This window comes from Geobacillus sp. YF-1, assembly GCF_052692335.1.
Map to the genome: position 1 here is coordinate 258,205 of NZ_CP199850.1, position 19,944 is coordinate 278,148.

Below are 19,944 nucleotides of genomic sequence, written 5' to 3' on the forward strand. Positions count from 1 at the left end.
AGATGAGTGCTAATAAGAACGGCGAAAACTATCGTTAAGGAGGTTGTTTCCCGTGTTGAAGCCATTAGGCGATCGCATTGTCATTGAAGTCGTGGAAACAGAAGAAAAAACGGCAAGCGGCATCGTGTTGCCGGATACGGCGAAAGAAAAGCCGCAAGAAGGCCGTGTTGTCGCCGTTGGTGCAGGCCGCGTGCTCGATAACGGCCAACGCGTTGCACCGGAAGTTGAAGTCGGCGACCGCATCATCTTCTCGAAATACGCGGGCACAGAAGTGAAATACGACGGCAAAGAGTACTTAATTTTGCGCGAAAGCGACATTTTGGCTGTCATTCGCTAATCTATGCGCCGATTAAATAAAACATACGTAAAACTCACTGATACTTAACGTTCGCTTCATGCACGTGTTGCAATTTCATCCATATTGTAAGGAGGTAACGGGGTATGGCAAAACAAATCAAGTTCAGCGAAGAAGCGCGCCGTGCGATGTTGCGCGGGGTGGACAAACTCGCAGACGCCGTGAAAGTCACGTTAGGTCCGAAAGGCCGCAACGTCGTATTGGAGAAAAAATTTGGTTCGCCGCTCATCACGAATGACGGCGTCACGATCGCGAAAGAAATCGAACTCGAAGATCCGTTTGAAAACATGGGCGCGAAATTGGTCGCTGAAGTCGCCAGCAAAACGAACGACATCGCTGGGGACGGGACGACAACCGCTACGGTATTGGCTCAAGCGATGATCCGCGAAGGGCTGAAAAACGTGGCTGCCGGTGCGAACCCGATGGGCATCCGCCGCGGGATTGAAAAAGCGGTTGCGGTTGCCGTTGAAGAATTAAAAGCCATCTCCAAACCGATCAAAGGAAAAGAATCGATCGCCCAAGTCGCTGCGATTTCGGCTGCTGACGAAGAAGTCGGCCAATTGATCGCTGAAGCGATGGAACGCGTCGGCAACGACGGTGTCATCACGCTGGAAGAATCGAAAGGCTTCACGACGGAACTCGACGTTGTCGAAGGGATGCAATTCGACCGCGGTTACGTTTCGCCGTACATGATTACAGATACGGAAAAAATGGAAGCTGTTCTCGAAAATCCGTACATTTTGATTACGGACAAAAAAGTATCGAGCATCCAAGAGTTGCTGCCGGTTCTTGAACAAGTCGTTCAACATGGCCGTCCGCTCTTGATCATCGCCGAAGATGTCGAAGGCGAAGCGCTCGCGACGCTCGTTGTCAACAAACTGCGCGGCACGTTCAATGCCGTTGCCGTCAAAGCGCCTGGCTTCGGCGATCGCCGCAAAGCGATGCTCGAAGATATCGCGATTTTAACAGGCGGCGAAGTCATTTCGGAAGAGCTTGGCCGCGAACTGAAATCGACAACGATCGCTTCGCTTGGCCGTGCGTCGAAAGTAGTCGTAACGAAAGAAACGACGACGATTGTCGAAGGCGCCGGCGATTCGGAGCGCATCAAAGCGCGCATCAACCAAATCCGTGCGCAGCTTGAAGAAACAACGTCCGAATTCGACCGCGAAAAACTGCAAGAACGCTTGGCGAAATTGGCCGGCGGCGTAGCGGTCATCAAAGTGGGTGCGGCAACCGAAACAGAATTGAAAGAACGCAAACTGCGCATCGAAGACGCGCTCAACTCGACTCGTGCGGCGGTTGAAGAAGGCATTGTCGCCGGCGGTGGTACGGCGTTGATGAACATCTACAACAAAGTCGCGTCCATCGAGGCGGAAGGCGATGAAGCAACCGGCGTGAAAATCGTATTGCGCGCGATCGAAGAACCGGTTCGTCAAATCGCGCAAAACGCTGGTCTGGAAGGCTCGATCATCGTTGAGCGCCTGAAAAACGAAAAACCGGGCGTCGGCTTCAACGCTGCAACGGGCGAATGGGTCGACATGATCGAAGCTGGTATCGTTGACCCGACGAAAGTCACTCGCTCGGCGCTGCAAAACGCAGCTTCTGTCGCTGCCATGGTCTTGACGACCGAAGCGGTTGTCGCCGACAAACCGGAAGAAAACAAAGGCAACAATCCGGGCATGCCGGACATGGGCGGCATGATGTAATCAGCGCCTCCCATCCGTTGGAACACTGGGGTTTTCCCCGGTGTTCTTTTTGTTTTGACCATGAAAATGACCACGCTATGGAATGCGGATCAAGCACGCATAAATCGCCTCCCCCTCTTGCCAAGCAGCGTGAATGACGTAGATGTACGAGCCTTGTTGTTTTGGCAGTGTGATCGTTCCATGTTGCACCGGCTGCCAGTCAACATCATCATCCTTCCATACGCCGGCTTCGAGTGTCGATGGGCGGTAGTCAAACTCGATGTGAAGTTTTGCCCCTGAAGCGGCGGGATGAGGCTTGAGTTCTTTGACGAGCAGCGGTGGGGCGGCGGCATCGGCAACAACTCCGCGCCGGCCTGTTGACCACGTGTAAGTCCCGAGCCGGTGGTCGACCGTTTCGCCGTTGATGGTCAACGTTAATTCAGGCGGCTTGATATCACCGAATGAACAGCCGGAAAGCCATAGAAGCAAAATAAGAAGCGGGGCCCGTCGTTTCTTCATTGTCGAACCATTCCTCCCTTTTCTAAACATAGACGTTTTTTCCGCCGATTTGTTGCGTTGATCTGTCTCAAAATGGGAATAAAAATGTAATGGAGCTCTTCACTATGACACCCTTCCTTTTTATACCAACCGATTTTGTCTTTAAAAGTCAAGTATATCTTTTGGTGATAAACTTGTCATGGGGATGTCGATGCAAAGGAGGACAACGCAATGAACGAACGAATCGAGCGCGACTCGCTCGGCGAGGTGAGGGTGCCGGCCGATAAATATTGGGGAGCGCAGACGGAGCGAAGCCGGCAAAACTTCCGGATCGGCAAGGAAACGATGCCGCTGGAACTCATTTATGCTTATGCCGAGCTGAAAAAAGCGGCAGCCATCGTCAACGAGCAAGCCGGGAAGCTGAGCGAAGCGAAAAGACGGGCGATTGTAGCGGCGTGCGACGAAATTTTGGCCGGTCAGTGGGATGCGCATTTTCCGCTTGTCGTTTGGCAGACGGGAAGCGGGACGCAGACGAATATGAACGTCAACGAAGTGGTGGCGAGACGGGCGAACGAGCTGCTCCGTGATGGCGAGGAGCGCATTCACCCGAACGATGACGTGAATATGTCACAAAGCTCCAATGATACGTTTCCAACGGTCATGCATATGGCGGTGTATGTGAAAATTCACACGCATTTGCTGCCGGCGCTGGATGGATTGATCGGCACGTTCGCAGCGAAGGAGCGGCAATATGCGAAGACGATCAAAATCGGGCGCACCCACTTGCAAGATGCGACGCCGCTCACATTCGGACAAGAGATTTCCGGGTGGCGGACGATGCTGGAGAAAAGCAAAATGATGATCAGCGAAGCGGCCGACAAGCTGCTCGATTTGGCGATCGGCGGCACGGCGGTCGGCACGGGGCTCAATGCGCCGCCAGCGTTTGGCGAACAAGTCGCCAAACAGCTGCACGCCCAAACCGGCTACCCGTTCCGGTCTGCTGCCAACAAATTTCACGCGCTGACCAGCCATGACGAGATCGTTTACGTTCACGGGGCGTTGAAGGCGCTCGCCGCCGATCTGATGAAAATCGCGAACGATATTCGCTGGCTGGCGAGCGGACCGCGCTCCGGGCTCGGGGAGATCACGATTCCAGCCAATGAACCTGGGAGCTCCATCATGCCAGGCAAAGTCAATCCGACGCAAAGCGAAGCGATGACGATGGTGGCCGTGCAAGTGTTTGGCAATGATGCGGCAATTGGTTTTGCGGCAAGCCAAGGCCATTTTCAATTAAACGTGTTCAAACCGGTCATCGCCTATAACGCCATTCAGTCCGTGCAGCTGCTTGGTGATGCCATCCGTTCGTTTGATGAGCGATGCGCCCAAGGGTTGGAGGCGAACGAAACGAAAATGAAAGAGTACGTGGACCGCTCGCTCATGCTCGTGACAGCGTTAAGCCCGCATATCGGCTATGACAAAGCCGCGGAAATCGCCAAGCTTGCGCACCGCGAAAGATTGACGCTGAAAGAAGCGGCCTTGAAAAGCGGGTATGTGACAGCCGAGCAGTACGAAGAATGGGTAAGGCCGGAGAAGATGATTTAGTGGCCCAAAACAACGGGGAACCAGACGAGAGCGAATAGGCAGGCCAAAAACGCTTATCCCGATTCAAGGGATGAGCGTTTTCCGTTGCGACAGCCTTCTCGCCAGCTCAGGCCAATGTTAGGCAAACAGGCGAATGAGCTCATTGATCGACAAGACGGCAAACAGCGCTAAGCACAAAGTGAGCAGCACGTTCGACAGCCAATGGTTTCGCCCTTCGTCCGGAAGCGCTTTTTTGGAGTTGAGCAAGTAAAGGAGCGTGACAGCCAAAAACGGCATAAACAGCGCCCCGAGCGCTCCATAGACGATAATGAGCCCGACCGGTTTGCCGATAAAATGCAAGAGCATCGGTGGGAACGTGAGCCAAAAGACGTAGAAACGAAACGCTTTTGTCTGGTTGAGCGACTCGGCGCCAACCGGCGTTTTCCGCATGTTGCGAACAAAATCGGCAAACAAATAGGAAACGCCGTTCCAAACGCCGATGACGGATGTAAACGACGCCGACCAAAAGCCGAGCAAAAAGAGCCAACGGGCAGCTGGATGCAGCTCATTGCCCATGATCGAAGCGAACGAGACAAGCCCTTGTTCGCCGCTGATCGACGTATTAGTTCCGTAAAGAAGCGCGGCGCCCAAAATAAGAAGCGACAATGTAAAAAGCGCTGTCACGATATAGGCGATGGCGGAATCGTAACGCATCGGCGATACGTAGGCGCGGCCTTTCCAGCCGTTTTCCTGCAGCCAATAGCCGTACGATGCCATCGTAATCGAACCGCCGACGCCACCGATTAGCCCGAGGGCATACAAGAGCGAGCCTTTGGGCAAATCGGGAACGGCTGTGTTCCAAAGATCGTCCAGCTGCGGCAACACAAGGAGCGCCGAGCCGACCACCGTGACAAACATCAGTCCGACGAGCACGTTCATCACCCGTTCGAACAGCTGAAACCGTCCTGACCACGTGATGGCAAAACCGGCGAGGCCATGAATGACCGCCCAAGCCCAAAGCGGGATCGAGGGGATCATCGCCGACATCGCCAGCGCGCACGATGAGGTGCCCGCCGCTCCGTAAACAAATCCCCAAATGATCGCATACACCCCGAAGTAGACGGACGCCCATTTCCCCATCGACTGCCAGCCTTCGAAAATCGTTTTTCCGCTTAATAAATGCCAGCGCCCGACTCCTTCGTTCAGCACAAATTTGAACAAGGCCCCGACGATAATCGCCCACATGAAAACAAGGCCGTAGTTTGTGCCGGCGACAAGGGCGGCGACCAAGTCTCCGGCGCCGACTCCGGTGGCGGCAACGATCAACCCAGGGCCGATCATCGTCCATTTTGATTTCCTCATTTTTCTCCTCCCCCTTTGTTGCAAATCGATTCCAAAAGTTCGGTATATTCGATATCATATTAATAGTATAAACGAGATATTGTCTACCGCTAAAAGACCCATTTATCACCATAAAAGGAGCTTGGTGTCATGACGATGAACGAATCGTTGCTTCCCGCCATCGAACAAGTGGTTCGCAATGTGGAACAAGTCATTGTTGGAAAACGGCACGTGATTGTGCTCGGTTTAACAGCGCTGTTGGCCAAGGGGCACGTATTGCTTGAAGACGTGCCCGGCGTCGGCAAAACGATGCTCGTACGCGCGCTGGCGAAATCATTTCAAGCTGAGTTGAAACGGATTCAATTTACGCCGGATTTGTTGCCGAGCGATGTGATTGGTGTTTCGGTCTATAACCCGAAAGAGCGGCAGTTTGAGTACAAACCCGGGCCGATCGTCGCTCATATTGTGCTCGCTGATGAGATCAACCGGACGTCGCCGAAAACGCAGTCAGCGCTTCTTGAGGCCATGGAAGAAGGAAGCGTGACGGTCGACGGCATCACGCGGGCGCTGCCGCAGCCGTTTTTTGTCATGGCGACGCAAAACCCGATTGAATACGAAGGAACGTATCCGCTTCCGGAAGCGCAGTTGGACCGGTTTTTGCTGAAGCTGCAAATGGGCTATCCGTCTGCTGATGAGGAAATCGAGCTGTTGCATCGGCTGGAAAAAATGAAGCCGTTGGAAGAGATCGGACCGGTGATGACGCTCGACGAATTGCGGGCTTTGCAGCAGAAGGTAGCCGATGTGCATGTCAGCGATACGGTGAAGCGCTATATCGTCGAGCTGGTCCGGCAAAGCCGGGCGCATGAAGCCGTGTATTTAGGCGTCAGCCCGCGCGGGTCGGTCGCCTTGATGAAAGCAGCGCAGGCCTACGCGCTCATTCATGGCCGCGATTTTGTCATCCCTGATGACATACAGCAGCTCGCTCCTTATGTGCTCGCCCATCGTCTGCTCGTTCGTCCGGAAGCGAAATGGGACAAGCTTGATGCGAAAACGATCCTTTCCGAGCTGATGGCCCGCACGCCGGTGCCGGTGCAAGGACGGCGGTGAACGGGATGAAGCGAACGGGGAGGAGAACGTGGCGGCCCTTGTTGGGCGTGGTGATCTTAACTGCGGTTTTGTTTTCCTACGCCATGTTTCAAGGGGGTTTTGTCAGCTGGTTTTTGTTTTACAGCTTTTTGCCGTTTGGGTTGCATGCGTTGACGGTGGCCCTGTATCCGCTCCGGCGCGCGGCGGTGAGCCGGACGGTGCCGGCGCGGCGCTATTATGCGGGAGAAGCGATCCCGGTTACTGTTCGAGTTGAGCTGCCATGGCCGTTTCCCATGGCCGCGGTCGCGGTCGGTGAGGAACGAGAGGGGAAAGGTGGGGGTGCCGTCGTTTCTTGGGTGTTTCGGCGCCGTCTTTCTTGCCGATGGACGCTTATGTTGCCCCGCGGCCGCCATCAATTGGAAACGGTGCGGCTGGAAGTGAGCGATATGTTTGGTTGGGGGAAGCGGGCGGAATCGTTCTCGGCTCCGTGCACGGTCATCGTCTATCCTCGCTATGTGGAGTGGCCGGCGAGCATGGTGCGTGAGTGGTTTTCCCATGGAAACGCGGCCCGGACGTTTGCCTATCGGCGCGACCTAGCGGTGGCGGTCGGGGCTCGCGAATACGCGCCGGGCGATAAAATGTCTTGGGTGCACTGGAAGGCGTCAGCGCGCAAGAACGAGTTGATGACAAAAGAATTTGATGAGCAGCGCAACGACGATTGGTTCGTTGTCTTGGACGGCGGCCCATCACCTTGGTTTGAGGAGCTGGTCACGCTGGCCGCTTCTGTAGCGAAAGCGTTGTTGGATGCGGGAGCTCCGGTTGGGCTGCTTGTGGCGGGGAAAGAGCGCTCGTCCTTAGCGCCGCGGCGTCATGAGGAACAGTGGCAGGCGCTTCTTCTCCGCTTGGCGGAAGTGAAGGCGGCCCGCGAAGGGGGAATGGAGCCACTGCTTGTTGACGAAACGAATTGGAAAACGGCGGCCGGATGCATTTTTGTGACGTCTGCCTTGTCTTCCGCGCTGGTGCCGCCGTTGCGCGCGCTGGCGATGAAGCGCCGCGTCATTTTATATGTTGTGACGGGGGAACGGAGAGAGGAACAAAGGCGTTGGGAAGAAGAGCTTCGCCGCAGCGGTGTGCATGTCTCCGTCATTGCCCCTGACATGTTGCAAACGGTTCGGCAAGGAGGGGAGTTTCAATGAAGAAGGGGGTAGCTCGGCTGTTCTCTTCGTTTTTGCCTGCCTTGTTTGCGGCTTGGCTGCTCACCGAATGGCTCTGGCCGTTGGACGATGTGACGGATACGGGGCATATCGGTTTGTTTGTCTCGTTTGTCTTCCTTTGCTTTGCCGGCTATTGGGTTCGTCTCCCGGCGTGGCTTGCATTTCTTGGGAAAGGTGTTTATATCGGATGGGCGCTCTCCCGTTTATCTTCGTCTCACTCCATCGCCGCTTTGCCTTCGGCGCTTTGGCGGGATTGCCTCAACTGGCTGTGGGGCGATCGGTCTTCCATGCCGAGCGATACCGTGCGCACGTTTGTCTTTTTTCTTCTGCTATGGCTCGCGTCGGCCGCTTTTCATTGGCTCATCGGGAAACGGCAGCAGTGGTTGATTCCGTATGCGTTGACCGTTACGTATATTGCCGTCCTTGATACGTTTTTCCCATATAACGGCGATCAGGCGATCGTTCGTCTTGTCGGGCTCGGTTTTTTTGCCTTTGTGTGGCTGCATGGCGAACGGATGCGGGCAAACGGCGCTTTATTTTCTATCGGAAGGTGGCGAACAGCCGCCCTGTTCGTTCCGGCGTTGGCGCTGGCGGCAGGATATGCAGGCCCCAAACTCCCGCCGCAATGGCCCGATCCCGTGGCGTTTATCCGCAGCGCCCATGCCGTGCCGGAGCCTGGCGATGATGAGCCGGCTTCTTCTACCGTAGCCAAAGTCGGGTATGGACAAAATGATTCCCGCCTCGGCGGACCGTTCCTTGCCGATGATACGCTCGTATTCACAGCGAAAGATCGAGGTCTTCATTATTGGCGCGTTGAGACGAAAGACGTTTACACCGGCAAGGGGTGGGAGGAGTTTCAGAGCGAACAAGTTTACTCGTTTGCCAATGGAGAGACGATCAAACATGAATGGTGGAGCCCGCGAGTCGAAACGGTAGAGCAAACCGCGGAAATCCACCTTCATCAAGGAGGATTTCATCTCGTTTATCCGCTTGGTTTGCGGCAAGTGAGGGCGGCCACTCCGGTCGTTTATCGCATGAAGTTGGCGACAGAGAAAATTGAGACGACCGATGACCAAGCCAACGCGGTTCCTATGAAACAGTATGTTGTCACGTATGGGGAGCCGGATTTTCCGATTGCCGCCCTGCGCGCTGCTCCCCCGGTCCAAGACCGGTCTTTGTTGAAACGATATACGCAGCTGCCGAAAACTTTGCCGCAGCGGGTGCGCGACTTGGCCAAACAAATTACGGCCGGAGAAAAAACAGCCTATGATCAAGTCAAAGCCATCGAGCAATATTTTCAGCAGAGCGGATATGTATATGAGACGAAAAATGTGGCCGTGCCGGGGGAAAACGAAGATTATGTCGACCAATTTTTGTTTGAAACGAAACAAGGGTATTGCGACAACTTTTCCACTTCGATGGTGGTCCTTGTGCGCACGCTTGGCATCCCCGCCCGTTGGGTGAAAGGCTATGTATCGGGGCGGTTGGTTGGGGAGCAAAACGGCGATTTTCTTTACGAAGTGCGCAACAATGACGCGCATTCGTGGGTGGAAGTGTATTTTGAAGGCGTCGGTTGGGTGCCGTTTGAGCCGACGCGGGGGTTTGTCAATCCTTACGCGTTTTCCCTTGATGCTTCCGAGGGGAATGACCTTGCGGCGCCTGAGCAACAACCGGAAGAGCAGGATCGAACGAACCTCCCGCAGCCGCCGTCGGAGCCGTCTTCTGCCGCGAAACAAGACGGCCATTGGTGGGAGCGGCTCGTTGACTTCTGGTCCTGGAAGACGGGGTTGGTGGCGGCGGCCGCGCTGGTGGCAGCGGCTGGCGCGATTTATGCGACAAGACGGAAATGGTGGCCGCGCCTGACCCTTCTTCGCTTTCAGCGCCGAAAAGTGGACGGAAGCGACTGGCTGATTTCAGCGTATGCGGCGCTTTTACGCCATTTGCACGATTACGGGCTGAAGCGGCGGCCGCAGGAAACGCTGCGCCAGTATGCGAAGGAGGTCGATCGTTTGTTTGAAACGGATGAAATGAACCGGTTGACAAGGCTATATGAATGTGTGGTGTACGGAACCGGTCTCCCGGACAGAGACGTTCGCGAAGCTGTTCAATTGTGGGAAAATTTAATAAAAAGGACGATCTCTTGACCGCATGCCGGCAAGTTGATAGAATGAATTCAAATTTGCACACGGACAAACGAAAAGCCCTTCATATAAGCGCAGGAATACGGCTTGCGCGTCTCTACCGGGCCGCCGTAAACGGCCCGACTATGAAGGCAGAAGACGCTGCTATTCTGCCTTCATCCATGTCTCGGCCAATGGCGGCGTTATTTTTTTGATGAGGTGGAACGATATGAATCAAGAAATGATCGTTGTCTTGGACTTTGGCAGTCAATACAACCAGTTGATCACTCGCCGCATCCGCGAATTTGGCGTCTATAGCGAACTGCACCCGCACACGATCCGCGCTGAGGACATCCGGGCGCTGAACGCCAAAGGAATCATTTTTTCCGGCGGGCCGAACAGCGTGTATGATGAGCAAGCGTTTCGGTGCGATCCGGCGATTTTTGAGCTTGGCTTGCCGATTTTAGGAATTTGTTACGGGATGCAGCTGATGGCCCATCATTTGGGAGGGAAGGTGGAAAAAGCGGCGCACCGTGAATACGGCAAAGCGCTCATCCAAGTGAAAAACGATTCTTTGCTTTTTCATGGGTTGCCGGACGAGCAAGTCGTTTGGATGAGCCACGGCGATTTGGTGACCGCTCCGCCTAGCGGCTTTGTCGTCGATGCGACGAGCCCTTCGTGCCCGATCGCCGCGATGAGTGACGAACGGCGAAAATGGTACGGCGTGCAATTCCATCCCGAAGTGCGCCACTCGGTATACGGCAACGACTTATTGAAAAACTTTGTTTTTGCCGTATGCGGCTGCCGGGGCGATTGGACGATGGAAAACTTTATTGATGAGCAGGTGCGCCGCATTCGCGAACAAGTCGGCGGGAAAAAAGTGTTGTGCGCTTTAAGCGGCGGGGTTGATTCATCGGTCGCCGCGGTGTTGGTGCATCGCGCTATCGGTGATCAGCTCACATGCATTTTTGTGGACCACGGCCTTCTTCGCAAAGGCGAAGCGGAAAGCGTCATGAAAACGTTCGGTGAGCAGTTTCAGATGAACGTTATTAAAGTCGATGCAAAGGAGCGCTTCCTAGCGAAGCTCAAAGGGGTCGCTGACCCGGAACAAAAGCGGAAAATCATCGGCAATGAATTTATTTATGTGTTTGACGATGAAGCGGCTAAGCTTGAGGGCATTGAATTTTTAGTGCAAGGCACGCTTTATACGGACATTATTGAAAGCGGCACGGCGACGGCGCAAACGATCAAATCGCACCACAACGTCGGCGGCTTGCCGGAAGATATGAAATTCGAACTGATCGAGCCGCTCAATACGTTGTTTAAAGACGAAGTGCGCGCACTGGGCACTCAATTGGGAATCCCGGACGAGATCGTCTGGCGCCAGCCGTTCCCGGGGCCGGGGCTCGGCATCCGTGTGCTCGGTGAAGTGACGGAAGAAAAATTGGAAATCGTCCGTGAATCGGATGCCATTTTGCGGGAAGAAGTGAAAAAAGCCGGGCTTGACCGTGAAATTTGGCAATACTTTACGGTTCTCCCTGACATTCGCAGCGTCGGAGTGATGGGGGATGCCCGCACGTACGATTATACGGTGGCCATTCGCGCCGTGACCTCGATCGACGGGATGACCGCCGATTGGGCCCGCATTCCGTGGGATGTGCTCGAACGCATTTCAACGCGCATCGTGAACGAAGTGCCGCACGTCAACCGCGTCGTCTACGATATTACAAGCAAGCCTCCAGCAACGATCGAGTGGGAATAAAAACGAACAAAAGACGAATATTCCCAAGGGAATGTTCGTCTTTTTCCTTGACAGCTGCTCTTTGGGCTGATACAATAGCTGTGGAATCATGAATATGGTCGAATTCCGTCGTATAATCCCGGGAATATGGCTCGGGAGTTTCTACCAAGCTACCGTAAATAGCTTGACTACGAGGGATGTGGGATAGGAGAGCGCTTGTTTTGTCCTCTCTCTGTCGTCATTCCTTCCTAGTCAACGCTTCTGGTAGCGGCAGAAGCGTTTTTTTATTTTTTGTAGGGGGGACAGACTGTGAGAAAGTATTTTCAATTCGATGAGCTCGGCACGAACTATCGGACAGAGATCATTGCCGGGCTGACGACATTTTTGTCGATGGCGTACATTTTGTTCGTCAACCCGTTTACGCTGTCGCTCGGCGCGGTGAAAGATTTTCCAGATGAACTGCGGATTGACCAAGGGGCGGTATTTGTCGCCACCGCTTTGGCCGCGGCGTACGGATCGATTTTGATGGGCGTGTTGGCTCGCTATCCGATCGCTTTGGCGCCGGGGATGGGATTGAATGCCTTTTTCGCTTTCACCGTTGTCCTGCATATGGGAATTCCGTGGCAAACAGCGCTCGCCGGAGTTTTCGTCTCTGGGGTCATTTTTACGATTTTAACGCTGACGGGCGTTCGGGAAAAAATTATTGATGCCATCCCGGTTGAGTTGAAATACGCCGTCGGTGCCGGAATCGGGCTGTTCATTACATTCATCGGCCTGCAAAACGCTGGAATTATTGTCGATAACAAAGCGACGCTCGTCGGATTAAGTTCGTTGAAAGATGGCAATGCACTGTTGGCCATTTTTGGATTGTTCATCACCATTGTTTTTATGGTAAGAAAAGTAAATGGCGGCGTCTTTTACGGCATGGTCATTACCGCAATTGTCGGCATGATTTTCGGTTTGATTAAAGTGCCGCATCAAATTGTCGGTGCTATTCCGGACATTTCCCCAACCTTCGGTGTAGCGATCAAACATTTGCCGGACATTTTCTCGTGGAAAATGCTCGGTGTTGTCTTAACGTTCTTTATCGTTGACTTTTTCGATGCGACTGGCACGCTCTTGGCGGTCGCCAACCAAGCCGGGTTGTTGAAAAACAATAAACTGCCGCGCGCCGGCAAAGCGCTGCTCGTTGACGCGACAGCCGTCATGGTCGGAGCGGTGTTTGGCACATCGACGACGACGTCGTACATCGAATCGTCGGCCGGCGTCGCTGCTGGAGGGCGCTCCGGGTTTTCGGCGGTCGTGACAGGGATTTTGTTCCTGCTTGCTTTGTTCTTCTCGCCGCTGTTAAGCGTTATTACCGCGCCGGTTACGGCGCCAGCGCTCATCATCGTCGGTGTATTAATGGCCTCGTCGATCGGCGAAATCGATTGGAAGAAGTTTGAGGTGGCTGTACCGGCGTTCTTCACGCTCATCACGATGCCGCTTTCCTACAGCATCGCCACCGGCATCGCCGTCGGCTTCATCTTCTATCCGATCACGATGATTTTGAAAGGCCGCGGCAAAGAAGTGCATCCATTATTGTATGTGCTGTTTGTCATTTTTATCTGTTATTTCATCTTCTTGCGCGAATAGGAAAAAGTGAAAAGGACTGTTCCTAGGATGAGTTTGATTGTCTTAGGAACAGTCTTTTATATTTTTTACATGGTGCGAGCGATCTCGATAAGGAACGATTCGTGATGCAGAGTGGCTTTACGACCACTTTGTCGATCATGTTGTGTACGGAATGTTAGCGAGAGAGTGGAAGAGATAAAAAATGGTGTTGATTGGAAAGAAAAAACTTTACATAAGCAATTGACATATTAAAATAGAGGTGCTATATTAATAAAGCCGCTTTGATGCGGCAAAAAAAAGATAAAAAACATGTTGACAAAAACAAAAAGAAATGATAAATTATAAGAGTCGCTTTTGAGGAGATCAATTCCTTGAGCGAAGCAATGAACGATCAATTTGTTCCTTGAAAACTGAACGAAACGAAGCGCAACGAAAAGCGGAGGTCCGCGGGTCGCCGCGACGGGCAAATGTCCTTCACCCACAGGGGTGCTTGCACCCCGAGGGGGAAGGTTATTTGACCCCGAGCGGCGGCGGACCGAAGCTAGACAATACGAAAAGCGGAGGCCGCTTGCCTATCGGCGAAACGCGCTGGAGGACCTGCGAGGAGGCTATCGCCGCCGCAGCAGGACCGAAGCGTCGCGAGCCGATAGCGGCCGAAGCTAGACAATACAAAAAGTGGAGGTCGCTTGACACGTTTGGTGTCGGCGCCGAAGCTTACAAAGCCAATCCACTTTCTTTTGGAGAGTTTGATCCTGGCTCAGGACGAACGCTGGCGGCGTGCCTAATACATGCAAGTCGAGCGGACCGAATCGGAGCTTGCTCTGGTTGGGTCAGCGGCGGACGGGTGAGTAACACGTGGGCAACCTGCCCGCAAGACCGGGATAACTCCGGGAAACCGGAGCTAATACCGGATAACACCGAAGACCGCATGGTCTTTGGTTGAAAGGCGGCCTTTGGCTGTCACTTGCGGATGGGCCCGCGGCGCATTAGCTAGTTGGTGAGGTAACGGCTCACCAAGGCGACGATGCGTAGCCGGCCTGAGAGGGTGACCGGCCACACTGGGACTGAGACACGGCCCAGACTCCTACGGGAGGCAGCAGTAGGGAATCTTCCGCAATGGGCGAAAGCCTGACGGAGCGACGCCGCGTGAGCGAAGAAGGCCTTCGGGTCGTAAAGCTCTGTTGTGAGGGACGAAGGAGCGCCGTTTGAACAAGGCGGCGCGGTGACGGTACCTCACGAGAAAGCCCCGGCTAACTACGTGCCAGCAGCCGCGGTAATACGTAGGGGGCGAGCGTTGTCCGGAATTATTGGGCGTAAAGCGCGCGCAGGCGGCTCCTTAAGTCTGATGTGAAAGCCCACGGCTCAACCGTGGAGGGTCATTGGAAACTGGGGAGCTTGAGTGCAGGAGAGGGGAGCGGAATTCCACGTGTAGCGGTGAAATGCGTAGAGATGTGGAGGAACACCAGTGGCGAAGGCGGCTCTCTGGCCTGTAACTGACGCTGAGGCGCGAAAGCGTGGGGAGCAAACAGGATTAGATACCCTGGTAGTCCACGCCGTAAACGATGAGTGCTAAGTGTTAGAGGGGTCACACCCTTTAGTGCTGCAGCTAACGCGATAAGCACTCCGCCTGGGGAGTACGGCCGCAAGGCTGAAACTCAAAGGAATTGACGGGGGCCCGCACAAGCGGTGGAGCATGTGGTTTAATTCGAAGCAACGCGAAGAACCTTACCAGGTCTTGACATCCCCTGACAACCCAAGAGATTGGGCGTTCCCCCTTCGGGGGGACAGGGTGACAGGTGGTGCATGGTTGTCGTCAGCTCGTGTCGTGAGATGTTGGGTTAAGTCCCGCAACGAGCGCAACCCTCGCCTCTCGTTGCCAGCATTCAGTTGGGCACTCTAGAGGGACTGCCGGCGACAAGTCGGAGGAAGGTGGGGATGACGTCAAATCATCATGCCCCTTATGACCTGGGCTACACACGTGCTACAATGGGCGGTACAAAGGGCAGCGAACCCGCGAGGGGGAGCGAATCCCAAAAAGCCGCTCTCAGTTCGGATTGCAGGCTGCAACTCGCCTGCATGAAGCCGGAATCGCTAGTAACCGCGGATCAGCATGCCGCGGTGAATACGTTCCCGGGCCTTGTACACACCGCCCGTCACACCACGAGAGCTTGCAACACCCGAAGTCGGTGCGGTAACCCTGACGGGAGCCAGCCGCCGAAGGTGGGGCAAGTGATTGGGGTGAAGTCGTAACAAGGTAGCCGTACCGGAAGGTGCGGCTGGATCACCTCCTTTCTAAGGGGAAAAGCGAAGGTCGCCCGCCTATCGGCGAAACGCGCTGGAGGGCCTGCGAGGAGGCTATGCCGCCGCAGCAGGACCGAAGCGTCGCGAGCCGATGGCGGCCGGAGCTAGACAGTACGAAAAGCGGAAGCGCCGCGATCGGCTCTCGAAGCCAAATGTTCTTCACCCAGAGGGGTGCTTGCACCCCGAGGGGGAAGGTTATTTGGCAGAAGAGAGCCAGGCGCTGGAGCTAGACAATAGTCCATATGCATGAACATGGCGCTTTCGTTTCGTTCAGTTTTGAGGGAACGAGTGATGTTCTCTCAATGGCAAACATCGTTCTTTGAAAACTAGATAACCGCAAAAGTAAAGGAAGAAGCCGAGACGCTGTAGGTTAAGCTAGAAAGGGCGCACGGTGGATGCCTTGGCACTAGGAGCCGATGAAGGACGGGGCAAACGCCGAAACGCTCCGGGGAGCTGTAAGCAAGCGTGGATCCGGAGATGTCCGAATGGGGGAACCCACTGTCCGTAATGGGGCAGTATCCATGCCTGAATCCATAGGGCATGGAGGGCACACCCGGGGAACTGAAACATCTTAGTACCCGGAGGAGAAGAAAGCAAACGCGATTCCCTGAGTAGCGGCGAGCGAAACGGGAACAGCCCAAACCAAGAGGCGAGTCCTCTTGGGGTTGTAGGACCGCTCGTATGGGAGTGAGAAAGGAACGGGGTAGACGAACCGGTCTGGAACGGCCGGCCAGAGAAGGTGAGAGCCCTGTAGTCGAAACTTCGTTCCCTCCCGAGCGGCTCCTGAGTACGGCGGGACACGAGGAATCCCGTCGGAAGCAGGGAGGACCATCTCCCAAGGCTAAATACTCCCTAGTGACCGATAGCGAACCAGTACCGTGAGGGAAAGGTGAAAAGCACCCCGGAAGGGGAGTGAAAGAGAACCTGAAACCGTGTGCCTACAAGTAGTCAGAGCCCGTTCATGGGTGATGGCGTGCCTTTTGTAGAATGAACCGGCGAGTGACGATGGCGTGCGAGGTTAAGCCAGGAAGGCGGAGCCGCAGCGAAAGCGAGTCTGAATAGGGCGCAGGAGTACGTCGTCGTCGACCCGAAACCAGGTGATCTACCCATGTCCAGGGTGAAGGCCGGGTAACACCGGCTGGAGGCCCGAACCCACGCACGTTGAAAAGTGCGGGGATGAGGTGTGGGTAGGGGTGAAATGCCAATCGAACTTGGAGATAGCTGGTTCTCCCCGAAATAGCTTTCGGGCTAGCCTCGGGTTTAAGAGTCTTGGAGGTAGAGCACTGATTGGGCTAGGGGCCCTCATCGGGTTACCGAACCCAGTCAAACTCCGAATGCCAACGACTTATGCCCGGGAGTCAGACTGCGAGTGATAAGATCCGTAGTCGAGAGGGAAACAGCCCAGATCGCCAGCTAAGGCCCCCAAGTGCACGTTCAGTGGAAAAGGATGTGGAGTTGCGAAGACAACCAGGATGTTGGCTTAGAAGCAGCCACCATTTAAAGAGTGCGTAATAGCTCACTGGTCGAGTGACTCTGCGCCGAAAATGTACCGGGGCTAAACGTGCCGCCGAAGCTGCGGGATGACCGTTGGTCATCGGTAGGGGAGCGTTCTAAGGGCAGAGAAGCCAGACCGGAAGGACTGGTGGAGCGCTTAGAAGTGAGAATGCCGGTATGAGTAGCGAAAACAGAGGTGAGAATCCTCTGCGCCGAAAGCCTAAGGGTTCCTGAGGAAGGTTCGTCCGCTCAGGGTTAGTCGGGACCTAAGCCGAGGCCGAAAGGCGTAGGTGATGGGCAACAGGTGGAGATTCCTGTACCACCTCCTTCCCGTTTGAGCGATGGGGGGACGCAGGAGGATAGGGCGAGCAGGCGGCTGGAAGAGCCTGTCCAAGCAGTGAGGCTGGCCAGTAGGCAAATCCGCTGGCCGGAAGGCCAAGCTGTGATGGCGACGGAGTGATCCGGAAGTCCCCGATTTCACACTGCCAAGAAAAGCCTCTAGCGAGGGAAGAGGTGCCCGTACCGCAAACCGACACAGGTAGGCGAGGAGAGAATCCTAAGGCGCGCGGGAGAACTCTCGTTAAGGAACTCGGCAAAATGACCCCGTAACTTCGGGAGAAGGGGTGCTCTTTCGGGTGAAGAGCCTGGAAGAGCCGCAGTGAAAAGGCCCAAGCGACTGTTTATCAAAAACACAGGTCTCTGCGAAGCCGAAAGGCGACGTATAGGGGCTGACACCTGCCCGGTGCTGGAAGGTTAAGGGGAGCGCTTAGCGGAAGCGAAGGTGCGAACCGAAGCCCCAGTAAACGGCGGCCGTAACTATAACGGTCCTAAGGTAGCGAAATTCCTTGTCGGGTAAGTTCCGACCCGCACGAAAGGTGTAACGACTTGGGCGCTGTCTCAACGAGAGACCCGGTGAAATTATACTACCTGTGAAGATGCAGGTTTCCCGCGACAGGACGGAAAGACCCCGTGGAGCTTTACTGCAGCCTGATATGGAATTTTGGTATCGCTTGTACAGGATAGGTGGGAGCCTAAGAAGCCGGAGCGCCAGCTTCGGTGGAGGCGCCGGTGGGATACCACCCTGGCGGTATTGAAATTCTAACCCGCACCCCTTAGCGGGGTGGGAGACAGTGTCAGGTGGGCAGTTTGACTGGGGCGGTCGCCTCCCAAAAGGTAACGGAGGCGCCCAAAGGTTCCCTCAGAATGGTTGGAAATCATTCGGAGAGTGCAAAGGCACAAGGGAGCTTGACTGCGAGACGGACAGGTCGAGCAGGGACGAAAGTCGGGCTTAGTGATCCGGTGGTTCCGCATGGAAGGGCCATCGCTCAACGGATAAAAGCTACCCCGGGGATAACAGGCTGATCTCCCCCAAGAGTCCACATCGACGGGGAGGTTTGGCACCTCGATGTCGGCTCATCGCATCCTGGGGCTGTAGTCGGTCCCAAGGGTTGGGCTGTTCGCCCATTAAAGCGGTACGCGAGCTGGGTTCAGAACGTCGTGAGACAGTTCGGTCCCTATCCGTCGCGGGCGTAGGAAATTTGCGAGGAGCTGTCCTTAGTACGAGAGGACCGGGATGGACGCACCGCTGGTGTACCAGTTGTCCCGCCAGGGGCACCGCTGGGTAGCTATGTGCGGACGGGATAAGCGCTGAAAGCATCTAAGCGTGAAGCCCCCCTCAAGATGAGATTTCCCATCGCGTTAGGCGAGTAAGATCCCTCGAAGATGACGAGGTCGATAGGTCCGAGGTGGAAGCGTGGCGACACGTGGAGCTGACGGATACTAATCGATCGAGGGCTTAACCTAGAAAAGCGCAGGACGCCCGCTTATCGGCGAAACGCGCTGGAGGGCCTGCGAGGAGGCTATGCCGCCACAGCAGGACCGAAGCGTCGCGAGCCGATGGCGGCCGGAGCTAGACAGTACGAAACGCGGCTTCTTCCGACGGTTATCTAGTTTTGAAGGAATGAGTTCCTTCTTGACAGGAATTAATTTTCTGGTATAATGATTGATGAAAAACAGAATAGCTTGCCTAGTGGTGATAGCGGAGGGGAAACACCCGTTCCCATCCCGAACACGGAAGTTAAGCCCTCCAGCGCCGATGGTAGTTGGGGCCAGCGCCCCTGCAAGAGTAGGTCGCTGCTAGGCAGGCAAAAATGAGGGAGCTATACGGTTCTCTCATTTTTTTGCCTATTGTCATTAAGTTTTAATGACGCCATTTTCAATCCTCTCCCCCAAAATGTAAAGCGTGATCATCGTTTCCTAGACCCCCTTTTTCATAAAGCGATAGGAAACGGAAACTCGCGAAAGGGTGTCCCGTCAACGTGGGACACCCTCTTTTTTGTCAAGAAAGCGGGGCTGGCCATTGGTTATGGTTCGCTTTTTTTAATCACGATCTTCTTTTTTGGCTCTTCAGGGATGAGCCGATGAAGGTGGATGAACAATAAGCCGTTATGATATGTTGCTTCGATGCGATCATCCTTGACGGGGAACGGCAACGGGATCGTTTTTTCGAACCGACCTTGGAAAATTCCTTCTTCCACTAAGTCAAACCCTTGAAAGTTCAGATTAATGGTTGCCTTGATTTCCAGCGTCTTGTACGATACATACACTTCCGCATCTTCGCTTTTCTCCAGTCCCGGCAGGCTGACGACGACAAGCAGCTCGTTATCCTTTTTGTAGATATTCATGCCTGATGATGGTTGATGGGATGAACGCAACAGCGGTTGGATGTTTCCCCAAAAATCGTTTTGGAAAAATTGCTGCCAATGCTTTGTCCAATCGGAAAACGGTGTGAATGGATGTTCGTTGGCCATGGCGTTTCCCTCCTCCACACATTTATCATATGCCTCCTTATTGTTTTGGTGATTTGAAAAAACACGAACATTTGTGTTTATTTAATAATGAATGTTCGATTTTA

General features: G+C 54.5%; 11 protein-coding genes, 3 rRNA genes, 1 pseudogene and 2 riboswitches. Of the genes and pseudogenes, 12 read left to right on the forward strand and 3 right to left on the reverse strand.

From position 1 onward, the window contains the following. Nucleotides 1-52: 52 nt before the first annotated feature. Together groES and groL are read left to right on the forward strand one after the other, a co-directional pair. A complete protein-coding gene (gene groES, locus ACTVIM_RS01405) occupies nucleotides 53-337 on the forward strand; it encodes a co-chaperone GroES (protein WP_033022714.1) in 285 nt (94 codons plus the stop codon). A gap of 104 nt (nucleotides 338-441) precedes the next feature. Then, the gene (gene groL, locus ACTVIM_RS01410; protein ID WP_033022716.1) at nucleotides 442-2,061 is read left to right on the forward strand and encodes a chaperonin GroEL; all 1,620 of its coding nucleotides are present in this window, start codon (nucleotides 442-444) and stop codon (nucleotides 2,059-2,061) included. A 75-nt stretch (nucleotides 2,062-2,136) separates the two neighbouring features. Here the strand turns inward: groL and ACTVIM_RS01415 are convergent, their stop codons facing one another. After that, a complete protein-coding gene (locus ACTVIM_RS01415; protein WP_033020064.1) occupies nucleotides 2,137-2,559 on the reverse strand; it encodes a hypothetical protein in 423 nt (140 codons plus the stop codon). A 210-nt stretch (nucleotides 2,560-2,769) separates the two neighbouring features. Between ACTVIM_RS01415 and fumC the strand changes: the two genes are divergently transcribed. Then, complete coding sequence (gene fumC, locus ACTVIM_RS01420; protein WP_445613402.1) at nucleotides 2,770-4,140, forward strand: class II fumarate hydratase; 1,371 nt, start codon at nucleotides 2,770-2,772, stop codon at nucleotides 4,138-4,140. A gap of 117 nt (nucleotides 4,141-4,257) precedes the next feature. Here the strand turns inward: fumC and ACTVIM_RS01425 are convergent, their stop codons facing one another. Next, nucleotides 4,258-5,481, reverse strand: a complete 1,224-nt coding sequence (locus ACTVIM_RS01425) for an Nramp family divalent metal transporter (protein WP_445613403.1) — start codon at nucleotides 5,479-5,481, stop codon at nucleotides 4,258-4,260. 129 nt (nucleotides 5,482-5,610) lie between these two features. Here ACTVIM_RS01425 and ACTVIM_RS01430 point away from each other — a divergent pair, with 129 nt between their 5' ends. The 9 genes and pseudogenes from ACTVIM_RS01430 to rrf all read left to right on the forward strand — a co-directional run bounded on the left by ACTVIM_RS01430 (nucleotide 5,611) and on the right by rrf (nucleotide 19,172). Further along, nucleotides 5,611-6,567 carry an AAA family ATPase gene (locus ACTVIM_RS01430; protein WP_445613404.1) on the forward strand — a complete coding sequence of 319 codons (957 nt, stop codon included), beginning with the start codon at nucleotides 5,611-5,613 and terminating at the stop codon, nucleotides 6,565-6,567. A 5-nt stretch (nucleotides 6,568-6,572) separates the two neighbouring features. Beyond that, nucleotides 6,573-7,742, forward strand: coding sequence for a DUF58 domain-containing protein (locus ACTVIM_RS01435; RefSeq protein WP_445613405.1), 1,170 nt, complete (start codon nucleotides 6,573-6,575; stop codon nucleotides 7,740-7,742). After that, on the forward strand, nucleotides 7,739-9,904 hold the full coding sequence (locus ACTVIM_RS01440) for a DUF4129 domain-containing transglutaminase family protein (RefSeq protein ID WP_445613406.1): 2,166 nt from the start codon (nucleotides 7,739-7,741) through the stop codon (nucleotides 9,902-9,904). The genes ACTVIM_RS01435 and ACTVIM_RS01440 overlap by 4 nt, the downstream gene beginning before the upstream one ends. 41 nt (nucleotides 9,905-9,945) lie before the next feature. Then, nucleotides 9,946-10,047: riboswitch (purine riboswitch) on the forward strand. A gap of 62 nt (nucleotides 10,048-10,109) precedes the next feature. After that, complete coding sequence (guaA, locus tag ACTVIM_RS01445) at nucleotides 10,110-11,642, forward strand: glutamine-hydrolyzing GMP synthase (RefSeq protein ID WP_445613407.1); 1,533 nt, start codon at nucleotides 10,110-10,112, stop codon at nucleotides 11,640-11,642. An 88-nt stretch (nucleotides 11,643-11,730) separates the two neighbouring features. Beyond that, a riboswitch (purine riboswitch) is annotated at nucleotides 11,731-11,832 on the forward strand. Nucleotides 11,833-11,930: 98 nt separating this feature from the next. After that, entirely contained in the window at nucleotides 11,931-13,256 is a 1,326-nt protein-coding gene (locus tag ACTVIM_RS01450; RefSeq protein ID WP_445613408.1) for an NCS2 family permease, read from the forward strand. Nucleotides 13,257-13,347: 91 nt separating this feature from the next. After that, a pseudogene (locus ACTVIM_RS01455) lies at nucleotides 13,348-13,434 on the forward strand (GNAT family N-acetyltransferase); the annotation flags it as partial. 535 nt (nucleotides 13,435-13,969) lie between these two features. After that, nucleotides 13,970-15,527: ribosomal RNA gene (locus tag ACTVIM_RS01460) — 16S ribosomal RNA — on the forward strand. A gap of 377 nt (nucleotides 15,528-15,904) precedes the next feature. Further along, nucleotides 15,905-18,833 (forward strand): 23S ribosomal RNA (locus tag ACTVIM_RS01465). 222 nt (nucleotides 18,834-19,055) lie between these two features. Continuing rightward, nucleotides 19,056-19,172: ribosomal RNA gene (gene rrf, locus ACTVIM_RS01470) — 5S ribosomal RNA — on the forward strand. Together the 16S, 23S and 5S rRNA genes form the textbook arrangement of a ribosomal RNA operon. Nucleotides 19,173-19,393: 221 nt before the next feature. Here rrf and ACTVIM_RS01475 read toward each other — a convergent pair. Continuing rightward, complete coding sequence (locus ACTVIM_RS01475; protein ID WP_445613409.1) at nucleotides 19,394-19,840, reverse strand: Hsp20/alpha crystallin family protein; 447 nt, start codon at nucleotides 19,838-19,840, stop codon at nucleotides 19,394-19,396. Nucleotides 19,841-19,944 lie beyond the last annotated feature (104 nt).

Excerpts from the sequence above, each read along its gene's own strand:
- groL (WP_033022716.1), top strand. The coding sequence starts at position 442 with ATGGCAAAACAAATCAAGTTCAGCGAAGAAGCGCGCCGTGCGATGTTG.
- ACTVIM_RS01415 (WP_033020064.1), bottom strand. The coding sequence starts at position 2,559 with ATGAAGAAACGACGGGCCCCGCTTCTTATTTTGCTTCTATGGCTTTCC.
- fumC (WP_445613402.1), top strand. The coding sequence starts at position 2,770 with ATGAACGAACGAATCGAGCGCGACTCGCTCGGCGAGGTGAGGGTGCCG.
- ACTVIM_RS01425 (WP_445613403.1), bottom strand. The coding sequence starts at position 5,481 with ATGAGGAAATCAAAATGGACGATGATCGGCCCTGGGTTGATCGTTGCC.
- ACTVIM_RS01430 (WP_445613404.1), top strand. The coding sequence starts at position 5,611 with ATGACGATGAACGAATCGTTGCTTCCCGCCATCGAACAAGTGGTTCGC.
- ACTVIM_RS01435 (WP_445613405.1), top strand. The coding sequence starts at position 6,573 with ATGAAGCGAACGGGGAGGAGAACGTGGCGGCCCTTGTTGGGCGTGGTG.
- ACTVIM_RS01440 (WP_445613406.1), top strand. The coding sequence starts at position 7,739 with ATGAAGAAGGGGGTAGCTCGGCTGTTCTCTTCGTTTTTGCCTGCCTTG.
- guaA (WP_445613407.1), top strand. The coding sequence starts at position 10,110 with ATGAATCAAGAAATGATCGTTGTCTTGGACTTTGGCAGTCAATACAAC.
- ACTVIM_RS01475 (WP_445613409.1), bottom strand. The coding sequence starts at position 19,840 with ATGGCCAACGAACATCCATTCACACCGTTTTCCGATTGGACAAAGCAT.